Annotated in this window: 14 protein-coding genes; 10 read left to right on the top strand and 4 right to left on the bottom strand. The window is 70.0% G+C overall.

Translation table 11 applies throughout. The features are described 5' to 3' along the window. The first annotated feature begins 177 nt into the window (after positions 1-177). Entirely contained in the window at positions 178-861 is a 684-nt protein-coding gene (locus GEMRO_RS0110455) for a response regulator transcription factor (protein WP_027133936.1), read from the top strand. On the opposite strand, the gene GEMRO_RS0110450 is transcribed toward GEMRO_RS0110455, so the two are convergent. After that, positions 862-1,050: a hypothetical protein gene (locus GEMRO_RS0110450; protein ID WP_027133935.1), complete on the bottom strand. Its 189-nt coding sequence runs from the start codon at positions 1,048-1,050 to the stop codon at positions 862-864. A gap of 726 nt (positions 1,051-1,776) precedes the next feature. Here GEMRO_RS0110450 and GEMRO_RS32595 point away from each other — a divergent pair. Then, positions 1,777-2,676, top strand: coding sequence for a calcium-binding protein (locus GEMRO_RS32595; RefSeq protein ID WP_169728360.1), 900 nt, complete (start codon positions 1,777-1,779; stop codon positions 2,674-2,676). Between the two features lie 86 nt (positions 2,677-2,762). Further along, positions 2,763-4,037, top strand: a complete 1,275-nt coding sequence (gene mtnK / locus GEMRO_RS0110440) for an S-methyl-5-thioribose kinase (protein WP_027133934.1) — start codon at positions 2,763-2,765, stop codon at positions 4,035-4,037. A 25-nt stretch (positions 4,038-4,062) separates the two neighbouring features. On the opposite strand, the gene GEMRO_RS28950 is transcribed toward mtnK, so the two are convergent. Then, a complete protein-coding gene (locus tag GEMRO_RS28950) occupies positions 4,063-4,548 on the bottom strand; it encodes a DUF29 domain-containing protein (protein ID WP_051328925.1) in 486 nt (161 codons plus the stop codon). A gap of 115 nt (positions 4,549-4,663) precedes the next feature. On the opposite strand from GEMRO_RS28950, the gene GEMRO_RS0110430 reads away from it, so the two are divergent. Genes GEMRO_RS0110430 through folE form a run of 5 tightly spaced genes read left to right on the top strand, consistent with a single transcriptional unit; the run spans position 4,664 to position 8,934 of the window. Then, positions 4,664-5,620 carry an ABC transporter substrate-binding protein gene (locus GEMRO_RS0110430; RefSeq protein WP_027133933.1) on the top strand — a complete coding sequence of 319 codons (957 nt, stop codon included), beginning with the start codon at positions 4,664-4,666 and terminating at the stop codon, positions 5,618-5,620. Positions 5,621-5,637: 17 nt separating this feature from the next. Further along, entirely contained in the window at positions 5,638-6,528 is an 891-nt protein-coding gene (locus tag GEMRO_RS0110425; RefSeq protein WP_027133932.1) for an ABC transporter permease, read from the top strand. Beyond that, positions 6,525-7,319, top strand: coding sequence for an ABC transporter ATP-binding protein (locus tag GEMRO_RS0110420; protein ID WP_027133931.1), 795 nt, complete (start codon positions 6,525-6,527; stop codon positions 7,317-7,319). The genes GEMRO_RS0110425 and GEMRO_RS0110420 overlap by 4 nt, the downstream gene beginning before the upstream one ends. A gap of 5 nt (positions 7,320-7,324) precedes the next feature. Next, positions 7,325-8,341 (top strand): threonine aldolase family protein, encoded by a 1,017-nt coding sequence (locus GEMRO_RS0110415; protein ID WP_027133930.1) that lies wholly within the window; start codon positions 7,325-7,327, stop codon positions 8,339-8,341. Continuing rightward, the gene (folE, locus tag GEMRO_RS0110410; RefSeq protein ID WP_027133929.1) at positions 8,338-8,934 is read left to right on the top strand and encodes a GTP cyclohydrolase I FolE; all 597 of its coding nucleotides are present in this window, start codon (positions 8,338-8,340) and stop codon (positions 8,932-8,934) included. Before GEMRO_RS0110415 ends, folE begins: the two co-directional genes overlap by 4 nt. A 35-nt stretch (positions 8,935-8,969) precedes the next feature. Here folE and GEMRO_RS32590 read toward each other — a convergent pair whose 3' ends face one another. Further along, positions 8,970-9,740, bottom strand: a complete 771-nt coding sequence (locus tag GEMRO_RS32590; protein ID WP_051328924.1) for a YbaY family lipoprotein — start codon at positions 9,738-9,740, stop codon at positions 8,970-8,972. An 89-nt stretch (positions 9,741-9,829) separates the two neighbouring features. Beyond that, the gene (locus GEMRO_RS0110400) at positions 9,830-10,987 is read right to left on the bottom strand and encodes a serine hydrolase domain-containing protein (protein ID WP_051329586.1); all 1,158 of its coding nucleotides are present in this window, start codon (positions 10,985-10,987) and stop codon (positions 9,830-9,832) included. 655 nt (positions 10,988-11,642) lie between these two features. On the opposite strand from GEMRO_RS0110400, the gene GEMRO_RS0110390 reads away from it, so the two are divergent. Both GEMRO_RS0110390 and GEMRO_RS28940 read left to right on the top strand, forming a co-directional pair. Continuing rightward, a complete protein-coding gene (locus GEMRO_RS0110390) occupies positions 11,643-13,898 on the top strand; it encodes an ATP-dependent helicase (protein ID WP_035485104.1) in 2,256 nt (751 codons plus the stop codon). Beyond that, positions 13,895-14,827 carry a 50S ribosomal protein L11 methyltransferase gene (locus tag GEMRO_RS28940; protein ID WP_051328923.1) on the top strand — a complete coding sequence of 311 codons (933 nt, stop codon included), beginning with the start codon at positions 13,895-13,897 and terminating at the stop codon, positions 14,825-14,827. Before GEMRO_RS0110390 ends, GEMRO_RS28940 begins: the two co-directional genes overlap by 4 nt. Positions 14,828-14,855 lie beyond the last annotated feature (28 nt).

Here is a 14,855-nt window from a genome sequence, read left to right as displayed (position 1 = left end):
CGGCGGCCGGCCGCCGATCGGGTCGGGCCTGTGGCGCGGCTGCGGGCAGGCGGGGATAACTGCCAAAAGCCTGCCCAGATCCGGCTTTGTACAGGCGCCGGATGCGCGTCTCTTGAGCTTCGGGACCGGCACCCCTACCTTCGTGAGCGTCGGACTGGATCAGCGGATAATGCGTCGATGGCGAAGAACGAACGTATCCTCATCGTCGACGACGACAACGCGCTGCGCCGGGAGCTGGCCGAACAGCTCACGATGCACGAGGGGTTCCGGGTCCAGGAAGCCGGATCGGGCAAGGAGGCCCTGGCCCTGGCCAGGACCAACGAGTTCGACCTGGTGATCCTGGATGTCGGCCTGCCGGACACCGACGGCCGCGACCTGTGCAAGCTCCTGCGCAAGAACGGCGTGAAGGCGCCGGTGATCATGCTGACCGGCCGCGACGGCGACGCGGACGAGGTGCTGGCGCTGGAGAGCGGCGCCAACGACTATGTCACCAAGCCGTTCCGGATGTGGGTGCTGATGGCGCGGATCCGTGCGCATCTGCGCCAGCACGAGCTGTCCGACGACGCCGTCTTCCAGATCGGCCCCTATGCCTTCAAGCCGGCCGCCAAGATGCTGACTGCCGGCAGCAAGAAGATCCACCTCACCGAGAAGGAGACCGCGATCCTGAAGTATCTTTACCGCATCGGCGACCGGCCGGTGGCGCGCGAGGTGCTGCTGGACGAGGTCTGGGGCTACAACACCGGCGTGACCACCCACACGCTGGAGACCCACATCTACCGGCTCCGCCAGAAGGTCGAGCCGAACCCGGGCCAGGTCTCGCTGATCGTCACCGAGGCCGGCGGCTACCGCCTGGCGCGCTGATCAGTTCCGCACCCGCGCCGGCGCCGCCGATGCCTCCAGGTAGCGGCGGCCGAAGCGCAGCGCCCGCTGCACCGATCCCCCGCGCGTGCCCTGATCGCGATCCATGACGCCCTGAACATAGCAGAGCTGGCCGTAGCCGAGCATCGCCAGGAGGTAGAGGACGGTGATCGTCAGATCGAGGGCGCTCATGGTTTCTTGTCCTGGCTGGTCTTGATCCGCGATCTCGGCGCCCGGGTGGTCGGCAAGGGCAGGCGACCGCCCCTCGATTTTAGTTCTGCCCGGCCGTTCGAAATGGGATAGCGGCTGAACTGCCGCCACCGCCCTGTGGTTCCCCCATCGTGTGCGCCCGCGGACGCCGGCCGGAAGCAGGACTGGACAGGGCATGTCGCTGCCGATGCCCGAGGCCACCGCTGATGGACGAGGCTGGCGGCTACCGTCTGGAACACTGAAGCCAGCACTGGGGAACCATGTCACGCGAATGCCACAGATGACGATCGCGTTACGTAAACATTGCCAAATTTTCAAATAAATGGCGCTGTTTCAGCTTATCCGGAACGCCTCTCCTGGGCCGCTCTGCGCGTAGGGCCCCGACGGAGAGCGCCGATGGTCACTTTTGTCGGCCCCCGAGCCAACGATCGCACTGTCCCAACGGCTGCATGGCTCTGCCGGCCATCGCATCGGCAGCTGCCGTGACGACGGTCCTGTCCTTCCCTTCGTGCAGGAATGTCCCGATCCCGGAATGGCGATGAACCGGAACGGCCGAAAGGCATGGACGGCCAAGGCCTGGGGCGGAGGGCCGGCTGGCGGCCTGCCGCGTCGTAGCCGAGGCCATCCTCCGGTACGGCAGCCACAGCGCCTGGGGTTCTTCGACATCGGCTGACCCTCATGTATCCGCGCCAGATCCAGGAGGATCCGATGGCAACCTTCATTGGGACCGCAGGCGACGACCGGCTGCTTGGCACGGCCGGCAAGGACACGTTGTTCGGGCGCGCCGGCAAGGACGTGCTCACCGCCGGCGGCGGCAACGATGCGCTCTATGGCGAGGCCGGCGACGATACGCTCTGGGGCCAGGATGGTGATGACCGGCTCTTTGGCGGCAATGGCAGCGACACGCTGCGCGCCGGCAATGGCGACGACCTGCTGCGCGACAATGCCGGGCACGACCTGCTGTTCGGCGCCAACGGCAACGACGACCTGGCCGGCGGTGACGGCAACGACCGCCTCCATGGCGGCCGAGGCAACGACCTCGTCGTGGGCGGCGACGGCCATGATCTGGTGACCGGGCAGGACGGCCGCGACCGGCTGTTCGGCGGGAGCGGCAACGACGTGCTGGAGGGCTGGCAGGGTGACGACGTGCTCGATGCCGGCCCGGGCGACGATACGGTGGCCGGCTGGGACGGCAGCGACCTGATCCGGCTGGGCTCCGGTCAGGACACCATCGTGTTCAACGGCCATATCTTTGGCCAGTATCTCGACCATGTGGGCGCCGAGTACATCAACCCGGACGACGATCTGGTGCTCGACTTCACACCCGGCTCCGACCGGATCCTGGCGATGGCGTTCACGATCGACGCCACGCTGGAGGAGCCGATGTTCCGCACGGCCGTCGACTTCGCCCGGCTGGACAGCAATGCGGACGGGAGGCTGGATGGTGCCGACCGGTTCGTCGACACGGTGAAGGTCGTCGTGCAAGGCGAATGCCGTGATGCGCTCGCCATTCATGCCGGCGATGCCAGCATGATCGAGTTCTTTGCCGGCAGCACGCTGACCCTGGCGGGCGTTGCCAGCCTTGCGCCCGGCGACTTCGCCGCCTGACGCGCACCGGCGGCGCTTGCGCCGCCGGAGGCGACGCCGCTAAAGCCCCTCGACCAGAGAGGCCATGCCAGGACGAGCGAGGAACCATGCCGCTGCCGACGCCCGAGGGCTACCGTGTGATGGATGAGGCGGGGCTGCGCGACCTGCTCGCCGGCGTGCCCGAGGTCGCCGGGCAGCTGGGCGGCGATTCCGCCGGCTGGACGATCCGCGAGGTCGGCGACGGCAACCTGAACCTCGTCTTCATCATCGAGGGCCCGGACGGCGGGATCTGCGTCAAGCAGGCCCTGCCCTATGTCCGGCTGGTCGGCGAGGGCTGGCCGCTCGACCTGAACCGCGCCTTCTTCGAGTACCGCGCCAGCGTGATCCAGGCCGAGCACTGCCAGGGCCTGGTTCCGCAGATCCTGCACTACGACCCGAAGCTGTTCCTGATCGTGATGGAGCTGCTCTCCCCGCACATCATCATGCGGCGCGGCATGACCGAGGCGGTCGACTACCCCAACTTCGTGGCGCAGATCACCGACTACCTGGCGCGCTCGCACTACTTCACCTCCGACCTGGCCCTGCCGGCGGCAAAAAAGAAGGCGATGATCGCCGAGTTCTGCCCGAACACCGACCTGTGCAAGATCACCGAGGACCTGATCTTCACCCATCCCTACATGGTCCACGACCTCAACCGCTGGACCAGCCCGCAGCTCGACCGCTGGGCAGAGGCATGGCGGAACGACGACCAGCTCAAGCTGGCGATCTCGCAGCTCAAGCAGGACTTCCTGTCACGTGCCGAGGCGCTGCTGCACGGCGACATGCATACCGGCTCGATCATGGTGACCCGGGCCGAGACCAGGGTAATCGACCCGGAGTTCGCCTTTGTCGGGCCGATCGGCTTCGACGTCGGCAAGCTGATCGGCAACCTGCTGCTGAACTATTTCTGCCATGACGGCCATGAGAACCGCCCGGGCGAGCGCGACGGCTACCGGGCCTGGGTGATCGAGACGATCCAGGGCGTCTGGCATGGCTTCGCCACCAAGTTCGTCGAGCTCTGGGACGGGCACCGCACCGGCGACGCCTATCCAAGCGACCTGCTGCCCGACGGCTCGCCGGCGCTGCGCCAGGCCCAGGCTGCCTACATGGCGCGCCTGTGGAACGACACGCTGCGCTTTGCCGGCGCCTCGCTCACCCGCCGCACGCTGGGCCTGGCCCACAATGCCGACCTGGAGCGGATCGAGGACCCGGACCGCCGCGCCGCCTGTGAGAAGCGCGTCCTGGAACTGTCCCGCGACCTCCTGGTGAACCCCGGCAGCTACGCCACGATCGAGCAGGTCACCGCCCGCGCCGAGGCCCTGCGCGCCCGCGACGGCGCCTGACCGCCCAGCGCGCCCAGGCAGCGGGTCAGGAGCCGGCCCGCCGCCGCTCCTCCGCAAAGCCGTAGAACCCGTCGCGGAGCACCTCGTCCAGCGTGTAGGGCGGCTCCGCCGGCAGGCCGTCGGCGGCGTCCTGCTCCCCATGCTCCTCCATCGAGAAGGCTGCCCCGCGGCGGCCCCGGAGGTAAAGATCGGGAAGATCCTCGGCCAGGACTGCCCGAAGGCTCGGCGTGAGATCGGCCTCGAGTTGCGCTCGCGCATCGAAGATCGATCGCCGCCATCCCGCCTGGGGAAGGCTCGCCGGCGCATGATCGAGCTTGAGGAGATGCTCGATGATCCGGACCACCTGGCTGCGGCAGGCGTTGCGGTCGCGCTTGGCCAAGTCGTCGACCTCCTCGGCCAGTTGCTTGAGATCGAGCGGACCGTTCCAGCGCTCCCGGTCGAGCTGGCGCAGGGCCTCCGCCTGCTGGCGGGCCCAGAGATAGTAGTCGGTCTCGTAGAGGGTGGCGGCCATGCGACGCCCTTCCGCATTCGGCGGCCTCCAGCATAGCGCAGCGATCCGGAGCTTGTCCCGCCTCGGTGCCGGGAGATAAAGGACCGCATGGATTCCTTGCCGGAATGGTCCGCCGATGCGCCTTGATCGCCGCAGCTTCTCCGCCCTCCTGCTCGTAGGCACGGCGGCACCCTCCCTGGCCCGGGCCGATGCGCCGCTGGTCGCGATCACCGCGATCGTGGAGCATCCCGCCCTGGACGCCTGCCGTGACGGCGTCGTCGAGGGGCTGAAGCAGCAGGGCCTGACCGTCGAGACCACCTACCAGAGCGCCCAGGGGCAGCCGGCCACCGCCGCCCAGATCGCACGCAGCTTCGTGGGCATGGATCCCGCCGTGATCGTCGCGATCAGCACGCCCTCGGCCCAGGCGATGGCCTCGGCGACCAAGGACATCCCGATCGTGTTCACCGCGGTCACCGCCCCGGTGGAAGCCGGGCTGATCGACGACCTGAACCATCCGGGCGGCAACGTCACCGGCCTGTCCGACCTGTCGCCGCTGGCCCAGCACCTCAACCTGATCCTGACGATCAGCCCGGAGGTGAAGCGCCTGGGGATCCCCTACAACCCGGGCGAGGCCAACGCGGTGACGCTGGTCCGCCTGATGACGGACTATGCCCGGGACCGCGGCGTCGAGGTGGTGGAGGCCACCGCATCGAAGTCCGCCGACGTGGTCGCGGCGGCGCGCACCCTGGCCGGACAGGCCGACGCGATCTACGTGCCGACCGACAACACCGTGGTCTCCGCCCTGGAGAGCCTGATCGTGGTGGCAAGGCAGGCCAAGGTGCCGGTGTTCTCCGGCGACACCGACAGCGTGGCGCGCGGCTGCATCGGCTCGATCGGCTTCGACTATTTCCAGGTGGGCGTGCAGACCGCGCAGATCGTCGGCCGGATCCTCAAGGGCGAGAAGCCTGGCGACATCGCGATCGAGGTGGCGACCGGCACCGACCTGGTGCTGAACCCGGCCGCCGCCGAATCCTTCGGCGTCACCATCCCGGACGACCTCCTGGCCCGCGCCGCCAAGATCGTGGGCGCCTGACCCGGAAGGTTCGCACCTTGTCGCTGTTCTCCTTTCTCGGCGCCATCGAGCTCGGCCTGATCTACGGGCTGGTCGGGCTCGCGGTGTACCTGTCGTTCCGCGTCCTGAACTTCCCGGACCTGACCGTCGACGGCTCGTTTCCCTTGGGCGCCAGCGTCTGCGCCGCGGCCATCGTAGGCGGCTTGGACCCTGTCACCGCGACCGTCATGGCGGTGCTGGCGGGGGCGCTCGCCGGCTGGATCACCGCGGTCTTGGCGGTGCGCTTCGGCATCCTGCACCTGCTAGCCTCGATCCTGGTGATGATCGCCCTGTTCAGCATCAACATCCGGATCATGGGCCGCCCCAACGTGGCGCTGCTCGGCCAGACCACCCTGTTCACCCCGTTCGAGAGCCTGTCCTTCCTGGCCTTCGACCAGGCGCGCATCCTGGTCGAATTGGCGCTGCTGGTGGTCGTGACCCTGGCTCTGTCCCGTTACCTCCATTCCGACCAGGGCCTGGCGCTGCGCGCGTCCGGCGCCAATCCGCGCATGGCCCGCGCGCAAGGCATCGACACCGACCGGCAGGTGCTGGGCGGCATGGCGCTGTCCAACGCGATCTGCGCCCTGGCCGGCGCCCTGTTCGCCCAGGCCAACGGCTTCGCCGACGTCACCATGGGCCTTGGCACCATCGTGGTGGGCCTGGCCGCGGTGATCGTCGGCGAAACCCTGTTCCGCCTGAAGGGCATCCTTGGCGCGCTGGTCGCCTGCGTGCTGGGCTCGCTGCTCTACCGCCTGGTGATCGCCTTCGCGCTGGACGTGCAGGTGCTGGGCATCGAGGCCTCCGACCTGAACCTGGTCACCGCCCTCCTGGTCGGCTTCGCGCTGCTGGCGCCCAAGCTGCGGGCGCGCCGGCGGAGGGCGCGGCCATGATCCGGCTGGAAAACATCGAGCTCACCTTCAGCGCCGGCACGCCCTTGGAGACCCGCGCCCTGCGCGGCGTCTCGCTCAGCATCGAGGCCGGCCGGTTCGTGACGGTGATCGGCAGCAACGGGGCGGGCAAGAGCACGCTGCTGGGCGTGCTGGCCGGCGACGTGGTCCCTGACGCGGGCAGCATCGTGATCGACGGGCGGGACGTCACCCGCCTGCCGGCGCACCGGCGCGCGGAACTGGTGGCCCGGGTGTTCCAGGATCCCAAGGCCGGCACCTGCGAGGGGCTGACCATCGAGGAGAACATGGCGCTCGGCATCGCGCGCGGGAGCGTGCGTGGCCTGAGGCCCGCCCTGGACGGCGAGCGGCGCCGCCGGTTCCGCGACTCCCTGGCCGAGCTGGGCCTGGGCCTGGAGGACCGGCTGGGCGATCCGGTTGGCCTCCTTTCCGGCGGCCAGCGCCAGGCGGTCAGCCTGCTGATGGCCGCCCTGGCGCCCATGAAGATCCTGCTCCTGGACGAGCATACCGCCGCGCTCGATCCGCGCACCGCGGAACTGGTCCTGGACCTCACGCAAAAGATCGTGGAACGTCACAGGCTCACCGCGCTGATGGTGACCCACTCGATGCGCCAGGCCCTGGACCATGGCAGCCGGACCGTGATGCTGCACGAGGGCAAGGTCGCCTTCGACGTGGCCGACGAGGCCCGCGCCGGCCTGGATGTCCCCGACCTCCTGGCCCTGTTCCGCCGCCGCCAGGGCGGCGAACTCGACGATGACGCCCTTCTGGTAGGATGAACGACGTGCTGGACCTGCGCAGCGACAACACCGCCCCGGTCGCTCCCGAAGTCTTCGCGGCCCTGGCCCGCGCCAATGAGGGCCACGACACCGCTTACGGCGCCGACCGCTGGACCGGGCACCTGAAGTCCGAGCTGGCGGCCGTGTTCGAGACCGAGGATTTCGACCTGGTGATGGCGATCACCGGCACCGGCGCCAACGCCCTGGCGCTCTCGATCCTCTGCCCGGCCTGGGGCGCCGTGGTCTGCCACCCCCTGGCCCATGTGGTGCAGGACGAGTGCAACGCGCCCCTGATGTTCACCGGCGGCGCCAGCTGGCTCACCGTGGGCGACCCCTTTGGCCGGATGAGCGCCGACGACGTCGCCAAGGGGCTGGAGGGCTATCATTTCGGCTCGATGCACTCGGCCCAGCCCAAGGTGCTGCTGGCAGCCCAGGCCAGCGAGCGCGGCCTGGTCTGGTCGGTCGAGGAAACAAAAGCGTTCGCCGCCGTCGCCAAACGCCACGGCATGATGATGATGCTGGACGGCGCCCGCTTCGGCAACGCTCTGGCCCGCACCGGTGCCAGCCCGGCCGAGCTGTCCTGGAAGGCCGGCGTCGACGCCATGGTGCTGGGCATGACCAAGAATGGCGGGATGGCTGCCGAGATGATCCTGCTGTTCGGCCAGGCCCGCAGCGCCGCGGCCCCGTATCTTCGCAAGCGCAGCGGCCAGGTGCAGAGCAAGGGCCGCTATCTGTCTGCCCAGGCGATCGGCGCCTTGGAGGGCGGCAAGTGGCTGGAGCGCGCCGCCCATGCCAACGCCATGGCGACCCGGCTGTCCGAGGGGCTGGTCCGGCTGGGCGCCCGCCTGCTCTACCCGGTGGAAGCCAACCTGGTTTTCGCGGTCCTCCCCCCCGCCCTGCAGGCGAAGCTGGCCGAGCACGCTTTATTCTACCCGGGCTACGAGAACGGCGGCACCCGTCTCGTCACCTCCTGGTCGACCCCGCCCGAGGCGATCAACCAGTTCCTCGCCCGGGCGGCATGACCCGGCCCGACCGCGAGGAAGCCGAGCGCGCGGTCGACACGCTGCTGCGCTGGATCGGCGAGGACCCTGCCCGCGACGGGCTGCGCCGCACGCCGGCGCGGGTCGTCGAGGCCTGGCTGGAACATGCCAGCGGCTATCGCACCACCCCGGCCGAGGCCCTGGGCGACCTGTTCGACGAGATCGAGACGGTCGACGAGATCGTGCTCCTGCGCGACATCGGCTTCGAGAGCCATTGCGAGCACCATCTGGCGCCGATCGTCGGCCGGGCCCATGTCGCCTACCTGCCGGGCAAGAAGGTGGTCGGGATCGGCCGGCTCGCCCGGCTGGTCGACTGTCTGGCCAAGCGCCTGCAGGTGCAGGAACGCCTGACCGCCGAGATCGCCGAGGCGATCCAGGAGATCCTGGCGCCGCGCGGCGTGGCGGTGATGATCCAGGCGACCCACCACTGCATGACCACCCGCGGCGTGCACAAGCCGGGTGCGGTGATGGTGACCTCCCGGCTGCTGGGCGCGTTCCGTACTGACCGCGAGCTGCGCCGCGACTTCTACGCGATGATCGGCCAGCCGGGCGTGGACGCGATCGCCCGGGCCTGAGCCCTTGGCACCACGGCCGGCCGTCGCCCGGCGGCTCAGGGATTGCCGGGACGGAACGCCAGCGCCACGCCGTCGCCGGTCAGCCGCAGCATGCCGTCCTCGATCGCGTAGCTGCGGACCTGGCCCAGCGCCGCCAGGAATTCGTCCTCGGACGGGCCGTCCCGGTCCGGGCAGGCCATCTTGGTGCCGATGATCCCCGACAGGTCCAGGGCGGTGTCGGTGAGCGTGCGGTAGCTGCCGGCGATCCGGTTGCAGCCGCCCGAGCCGGCGACCCGGTTGTCCTCGGCGCTGAACTGCAGTTCCGGCACGTGCTCGCCGGACGGGACGGCCTGGCCGTTCAGGCTGGCCAGCCGCCAGACCGGCCCGGCCAGGGCCAGCGGCTTGTCGCCGGTGGCGGCGGCGGCAGCGGCGGCGCCTCTCGTCCGCTCCAGCACCAGCTCGACCCGGTCGCCCGCCCCCTGGGTCAGCACCGGATGGGCCTGGGTGGTGACGAACAGCGGCTCGCCCCGCACGGAGATGGTGCCGCGCACCACGTAGCGGTGGCCGGGATCGATCCTTGCGGGATCATAGGGGATGGTGAACGCGATCGGCGGCTGGCCGGCCCGGTCGATCTCCTGCGCACCCAGCACCTCCGAGGCCGAATCCGCCCGGCTGACATCCTCCAGCACGACGTCCAGCACCGCGTCGTCGGGCAGCGCGATCCGCTCGCGATAGCCGGCGGTGCCGCTGATCTGAGGCTTCTCCGGCACCGCCATGCAGCCGCCGAGCAGGCCGGCCGCCATCAGCCCGAACCATCCCTGTCGCATCCGCCCACTCCTGCCAGCCGCAGCCCTCGCACCCATCCTGGCCGGGAAGCTGTCGGGTGCAAACAGCCTTCCTCCCAGGCCTCCGGGGCTCATCCGAACACGGCGTCGCGGATCGCCTCGGGATAGGCGCCGTTCACCCCGGCCACGGCGGTGTTGCTGAAGGCGACCACGCTGACCGCCCGGGTGGGATCGATGAACCAGCTATGGCCATAGGCGCCGCCCCACTGGATCGTGGATGGGCCCTGCGGCGTCGCCGCCACCGCCGGGTCGGACAGGACCGCCCAGCCCAGGCCGAAGCCCCAGCCCGGCCCCTGCGTCTCCGCCTGGCTGCCGACCTGGTCGACCATCATCGCCCGCACGGTCTCCGCCGCCAGGATCGGGGCCCCGCCGGTCCGGATCGTTTCCAGGAAGCGCAGGAAGTCCGGTGCAGTGCCGATCATGCCGCCCCCGGCCGACAGGAACGAGCCGGGGTCGCGATGACGGTCCGGCTCAAAGCGCATCACGCCGCTGCGCCCCTGGACCAAGGTCTCGCCCACCATCCGGACCGGCTGCTCGGGACCGTCCGCATAAGGACCGGCCAGCCGGTTCTCGTCGATGACGGCAAAGTCGGTGTCCCGCATCGCCAGCGGCCCGGTCACCAGCTCCGCCACCGCCGTCCTCAGGTCCTGGCCGGTCGCCTTCTCCAGCACCCGGCCGGCCACGTCGATGCCGAGCGAATAGCGCCAGGACGTTCCCGGCGGGAAATAGAGCGGGCAGCCGGCCAGCCGGTCCAGGTTCTCGTCCAGGCCCAGGCCCGGCTGGTCCAGGCCGTCGGAGACGTTCGCCCGGTGGTAGGGGCCGCCTTCCGGGTCGTTGTAGCGGTAGCCCAGGCCGGACGAATGGCTCAGGAGCTGCCGAAGCGTGATCTCCGGCGTGCTGCCGTCCGCCAGGCGCGGCCGGAACGCCGGCAGCCAGCGGGTGACCGGCTGGTCGAGCTCCAGCCGGCCGTCCTCGACCAGCCGCATGATGGCGGCGGTGACGATCGGCTTGGTGATCGAGGCCAGCCGGAAGATGGTGTCGACCTGCATGGCCCGGCCCGCCTCCCGGTCGGCCTGCCCGGCGGCCCGGGCATAGACGGGGCGCCCCTCGCGGGCGACCAGCACGACCGCGCCGACCAGCTGCCGCTCGGCGATCGCCCGGTCGATGACCTGGTCCAGGCGGGCGGCCAGGGTGCGGTCCTGGCTCGTGGCGGCGTCGGTGGAACTCATCAGGGGGCCCATTTCCATGCGGGATGACGGTTCGCCCGGGATAGACCGGCCGGTCCGCCCTGCCCAGCCGGCCCGGGGCCGTGGCACAGGCGGGCGGGCCGATCCATGGTGTAGAATATACAAATCTATGTGCGGATTGTCACAGCGGCATTCGGTTGCGGCTTGCCGACCGGGAGAGGAATTGGCTACCGGAGGACTTGTATTTTCGAGGGTTGGAAATGTCGCCTGTCGATATACGAAACAAGATTCAGCGGGCGGATGTCCTCGATATCCTGCTGACCCTGATTTTGTTTGTTCTTTCCTTGAGCATCATGCTCCTGGTCCTCCTGCTGCGCTCGACCTACTGACCGGGCCGCAGGCCTCCGCAGTAATCGCCCATCATCGCCCGAAACGAGACCTGGCTGCCGTTTCATCGCCGCCAGCGGCTCCTTGGCTTCAGGCCGTCGCCCGAAACCAATCGGGATGGCGGCCGCCCCGCCGGCGCCGGGCCTCCCGGTCCGGCGGCCCCTGGCCCGGCCCCTGCCGTCGTCCGACGCCCGCCGCCGGCACGGCATCCGAGCCGTCGGGGTTGCCCCGGCAGGGGCAGCCAGCCTATCTCCCCCAATCGATCGGCCCTTATCCCGGCCGCGCAACGCCTGTCGGATCATCCCTGCCCATGTCGCTCGCCCCGCGACCCGCCAACCTGCCCGATCTGTCGGCCGCCCCCTATCTGGCCGGTCTCAATCCCGAGCAGCATGCCGCCGTCACCGCCGAGAACGGCCCCCTGCTGATCCTGGCCGGGGCCGGCACCGGCAAGACCCGCGTGCTGACCACCAGGCTGGCCCACCTGCTGATGACCGGCCGGGTCCGTCCGTTCGAGATCCTGGCGGTGACCTTCACCAACAAGGCTGCCCGGGAGATGGTCCACCGGGTGGAGGCGCTGATCGGCCAGAGCGTGCAGGGCATGTGGCTCGGCACCTTCCACGCCATGGGCACCCGCCTGCTCCGCCGCCATGCCGAGATCGTGGGCCTCAAGCCCAGCTTCACCATCCTGGACACCGACGACCAGATCCGCCTGCTCAAGCAGGTCCTCCAGGCGCTGGAGATCGACGACAAGCGCTGGCCGGCCCGAGCGGTGCTGGGCATCGTCCAGCGCTGGAAGGACCGCGGCTGGACCCCGGACAAGGTGCCGCCCGCCGAGGTCGGCGACTTTGCCGGCGGCAAGACCCTGCGGATCTACTCGCTCTACCAGGAGCGCCTGGCCACCCTGAACGCCTGCGATTTCGGCGACCTGCTGCTGCACTGCCTGGAGCTGTTCCGCAAGGCGCCGGACGTGCTGGCCCAGTACCAGCGGCGCTTCCGGGCCATCCTGGTCGACGAGTACCAGGACACCAACGTCGCCCAGTACCTGCTCCTGCGCCTGCTCGCTCAGGAGCACCGCAACATCACCTGCGTGGGCGACGACGACCAGTCGATCTACAGCTGGCGGGGTGCCGAGGTCGGCAACATCCTGCGCTTCGAGGAGGATTTCCCCGGCGCCGGCGTGGTCCGGCTGGAGCGCAACTACCGCTCGACCGGGCACATCCTGGGGGCGGCCGCAGGATTGATCGCCCGCAACCGCGCCCGCCACGACAAGACCCTGTGGACCGAGGACGTCGAGGGCGAGAAGGTCCGGGTCGCCTCGCTCTGGGACGAGCAGGAGGAGGCGGTGTTCGTCGGCGACGAGCTGGAGGCGCTGCAGCGGGCGAAGAAGAACCTGGCCGATGCCGCGGTGCTGGTCCGCGCCGGCCACCAGACCCGCGCGTTCGAGGAACGCTTCATCCAGCTGGGCCTGCCCTACCGGGTGATCGGCGGCCTGCGCTTCTACGAGCGCGCCGAGATCCGCGACGCCATCGCCTATCTGCGCGTGGTGGTGCAGCCCGACGACGACCTGGCGTTCGAGCGGATCGTCAACACGCCCAAGCGCGGCATCGGCGAGACCACCGTGCAGGCTTTGCGCAAGGCCGCGCGCGCCAGCGACAAAAGCGTGGTCGCCACCGCCGAGGCGCTGCTCGGTACCGACGAGCTGCCGACCCGCGGCCGCAAGCAGCTGGCCGACATCCTGGCCGCGTTCGCCCGCTGGCGGGACGAGCTGCCGCGCAAGGCGCCCCGCGACCTGGTCGAGGCGATCCTGGACGAATCCGGCTATGTCGGGATGTGGCAGGCCGACCGCTCGCCGGAAGCCCAGGGCCGCCTGGAGAACCTGAAGGAGCTGGTCAAGGCGATCGAGGAGTTCGAGAGCCTGCCGGCCTTTTTGGAGCATGTCTCCTTGGTGATGGACAACGCCGCCGACAGCGACGGCGACATGGTCACGCTGATGACCCTGCACGCCGCCAAGGGCCTGGAATACGACCATGTGTTCCTGACCGGCTGGGAGGAAGGCCTGTTCCCCAACCAGCGGGCCCTGGACGAGGGCGGCACCAAGGCGCTCGAGGAGGAGCGGCGCCTGGCCTATGTCGGGATCACCCGGGCCAGGAAGCGCTGCACGATCTGCTATGCCGCCAACCGGCGGATCTTCGGCCAGTGGGGTGCTGCCCTGCCGTCCCGCTTTGTCGAGGAGCTGCCCCCGGAGCACATCCACCATCTGCTGCGCAGCAACGCCGCCCGCCCGGACGTCGATCCCACCTTCGGGGTCGCCTCGCTGTTCCCGACCGGCAAGATGGGCGGGCGCGGCCCGGGCTTCGAGCGCGCCGGCAAGGTGATCGAGGGCCGCGCCGAGCTGGTCCGGCCGCGCCCGGCTCCCTCGGTGCAGTTCGGCATGGGCGAGCGCGTGTTCCACGACAAGTTCGGCCCGGGCACCGTCCAGGCGATCGAGGGCGACAAGCTGACCATCGCCTTCGACAAGGCGGGCGTGAAGAAGGTCATCGCCAGCTTCCTGGAGAAGAAGTCGTGAGGGACGACCAGGACGGCGACGTCTTCCACGCCACCACCGGCTCGCTCTGGCGCACCAGCTTCGTGCTCGACGACGGTCTGGCGCAGTCGGTGTTCGAGCGGCTGGACGAGATGGGCCTGTCGGTCGGCATGTTCGAGCACGAGGGCGATGGCGGCTTTGCGGTCGAGCGCTGGCGGATGGAGATCGTGGAGGCCGACCGGCCGGAGCTGAAGGCCCAGCGTGCCCGGCTCCTGGAGCTGGTCGGCGACCTGGTCCCCGCCATCCCCGACCTCGCCATCGAGGAGGTGACCGAGGAGGACTGGACCGAGGCGATGCGCCGGGAGTTCCCGCCGGTGGATGCCGGCCGGTTCTTCGTGCACGGCCAGGCCCATGCCGACCAGGTCCCGCCCGGCCGGATCGCCATCGCCATCGAGGCCGGCCTGGCGTTCGGCTCGGGCGAGCACGCCACCACCAAGGGCTGCCTCCTGGCCTTCGACCAGCTCCTGCCGCGCCGCTCCTGGCGGCGCATCCTGGACATGGGCTGCGGCTCCGGGATCCTGGCGATCGCCGCGGCCAAGGCCACCGACGCGCAGGTCCTGGCGGTGGACGTCGACCCGGTGGCGGTCGAGGTCGCCGCCGAGAACGTGCGGGACAACGGCGTGGCCGACCGGGTGCGCTGCCTGGCCGGCGACGGCTTCGCCACGCCTGGCGTGTTCCACCCGCGCGGCTACGACCTGATCTTCGCCAACATCCTGGCCAACCCGCTGGTGGCGATGGCCCCGCAGCTGGCCAAGGCGCTGGCGCCTGGCGGGGTCGCCATCCTGTCCGGCCTGATCGACGAGCAGGTGCCCAGGGTCGAAGGAGCCTTCCGCCGGGCCGGCCTGCAGGGCCGCCGGCGCCTGATGCTGGACCGCTGGGCGGTGCTCATCCTGCGCCGGCCACGCGGCTGACCAATCCGTCCGGACCGGGCAGGCCGCG

The organism is Geminicoccus roseus DSM 18922 (genome assembly GCF_000427665.1).
GTDB classification, from domain to species: domain Bacteria; phylum Pseudomonadota; class Alphaproteobacteria; order Geminicoccales; family Geminicoccaceae; genus Geminicoccus; species Geminicoccus roseus.
The sequence above is the reverse complement of the archived record's forward strand: the minus strand, read 5'-3'. Positions and strand labels throughout refer to the sequence as shown.

Excerpts from the sequence above, each read along its gene's own strand:
- GEMRO_RS0110455 (WP_027133936.1), top strand. The coding sequence starts at position 178 with ATGGCGAAGAACGAACGTATCCTCATCGTCGACGACGACAACGCGCTG.
- GEMRO_RS0110450 (WP_027133935.1), bottom strand. The coding sequence starts at position 1,050 with ATGAGCGCCCTCGATCTGACGATCACCGTCCTCTACCTCCTGGCGATG.
- GEMRO_RS32595 (WP_169728360.1), top strand. The coding sequence starts at position 1,777 with ATGGCAACCTTCATTGGGACCGCAGGCGACGACCGGCTGCTTGGCACG.
- mtnK (WP_027133934.1), top strand. The coding sequence starts at position 2,763 with ATGCCGCTGCCGACGCCCGAGGGCTACCGTGTGATGGATGAGGCGGGG.
- GEMRO_RS28950 (WP_051328925.1), bottom strand. The coding sequence starts at position 4,548 with ATGGCCGCCACCCTCTACGAGACCGACTACTATCTCTGGGCCCGCCAG.
- GEMRO_RS0110430 (WP_027133933.1), top strand. The coding sequence starts at position 4,664 with ATGCGCCTTGATCGCCGCAGCTTCTCCGCCCTCCTGCTCGTAGGCACG.
- GEMRO_RS0110420 (WP_027133931.1), top strand. The coding sequence starts at position 6,525 with ATGATCCGGCTGGAAAACATCGAGCTCACCTTCAGCGCCGGCACGCCC.
- folE (WP_027133929.1), top strand. The coding sequence starts at position 8,338 with ATGACCCGGCCCGACCGCGAGGAAGCCGAGCGCGCGGTCGACACGCTG.
- GEMRO_RS32590 (WP_051328924.1), bottom strand. The coding sequence starts at position 9,740 with ATGCGACAGGGATGGTTCGGGCTGATGGCGGCCGGCCTGCTCGGCGGC.
- GEMRO_RS0110400 (WP_051329586.1), bottom strand. The coding sequence starts at position 10,987 with ATGAGTTCCACCGACGCCGCCACGAGCCAGGACCGCACCCTGGCCGCC.
- GEMRO_RS0110390 (WP_035485104.1), top strand. The coding sequence starts at position 11,643 with ATGTCGCTCGCCCCGCGACCCGCCAACCTGCCCGATCTGTCGGCCGCC.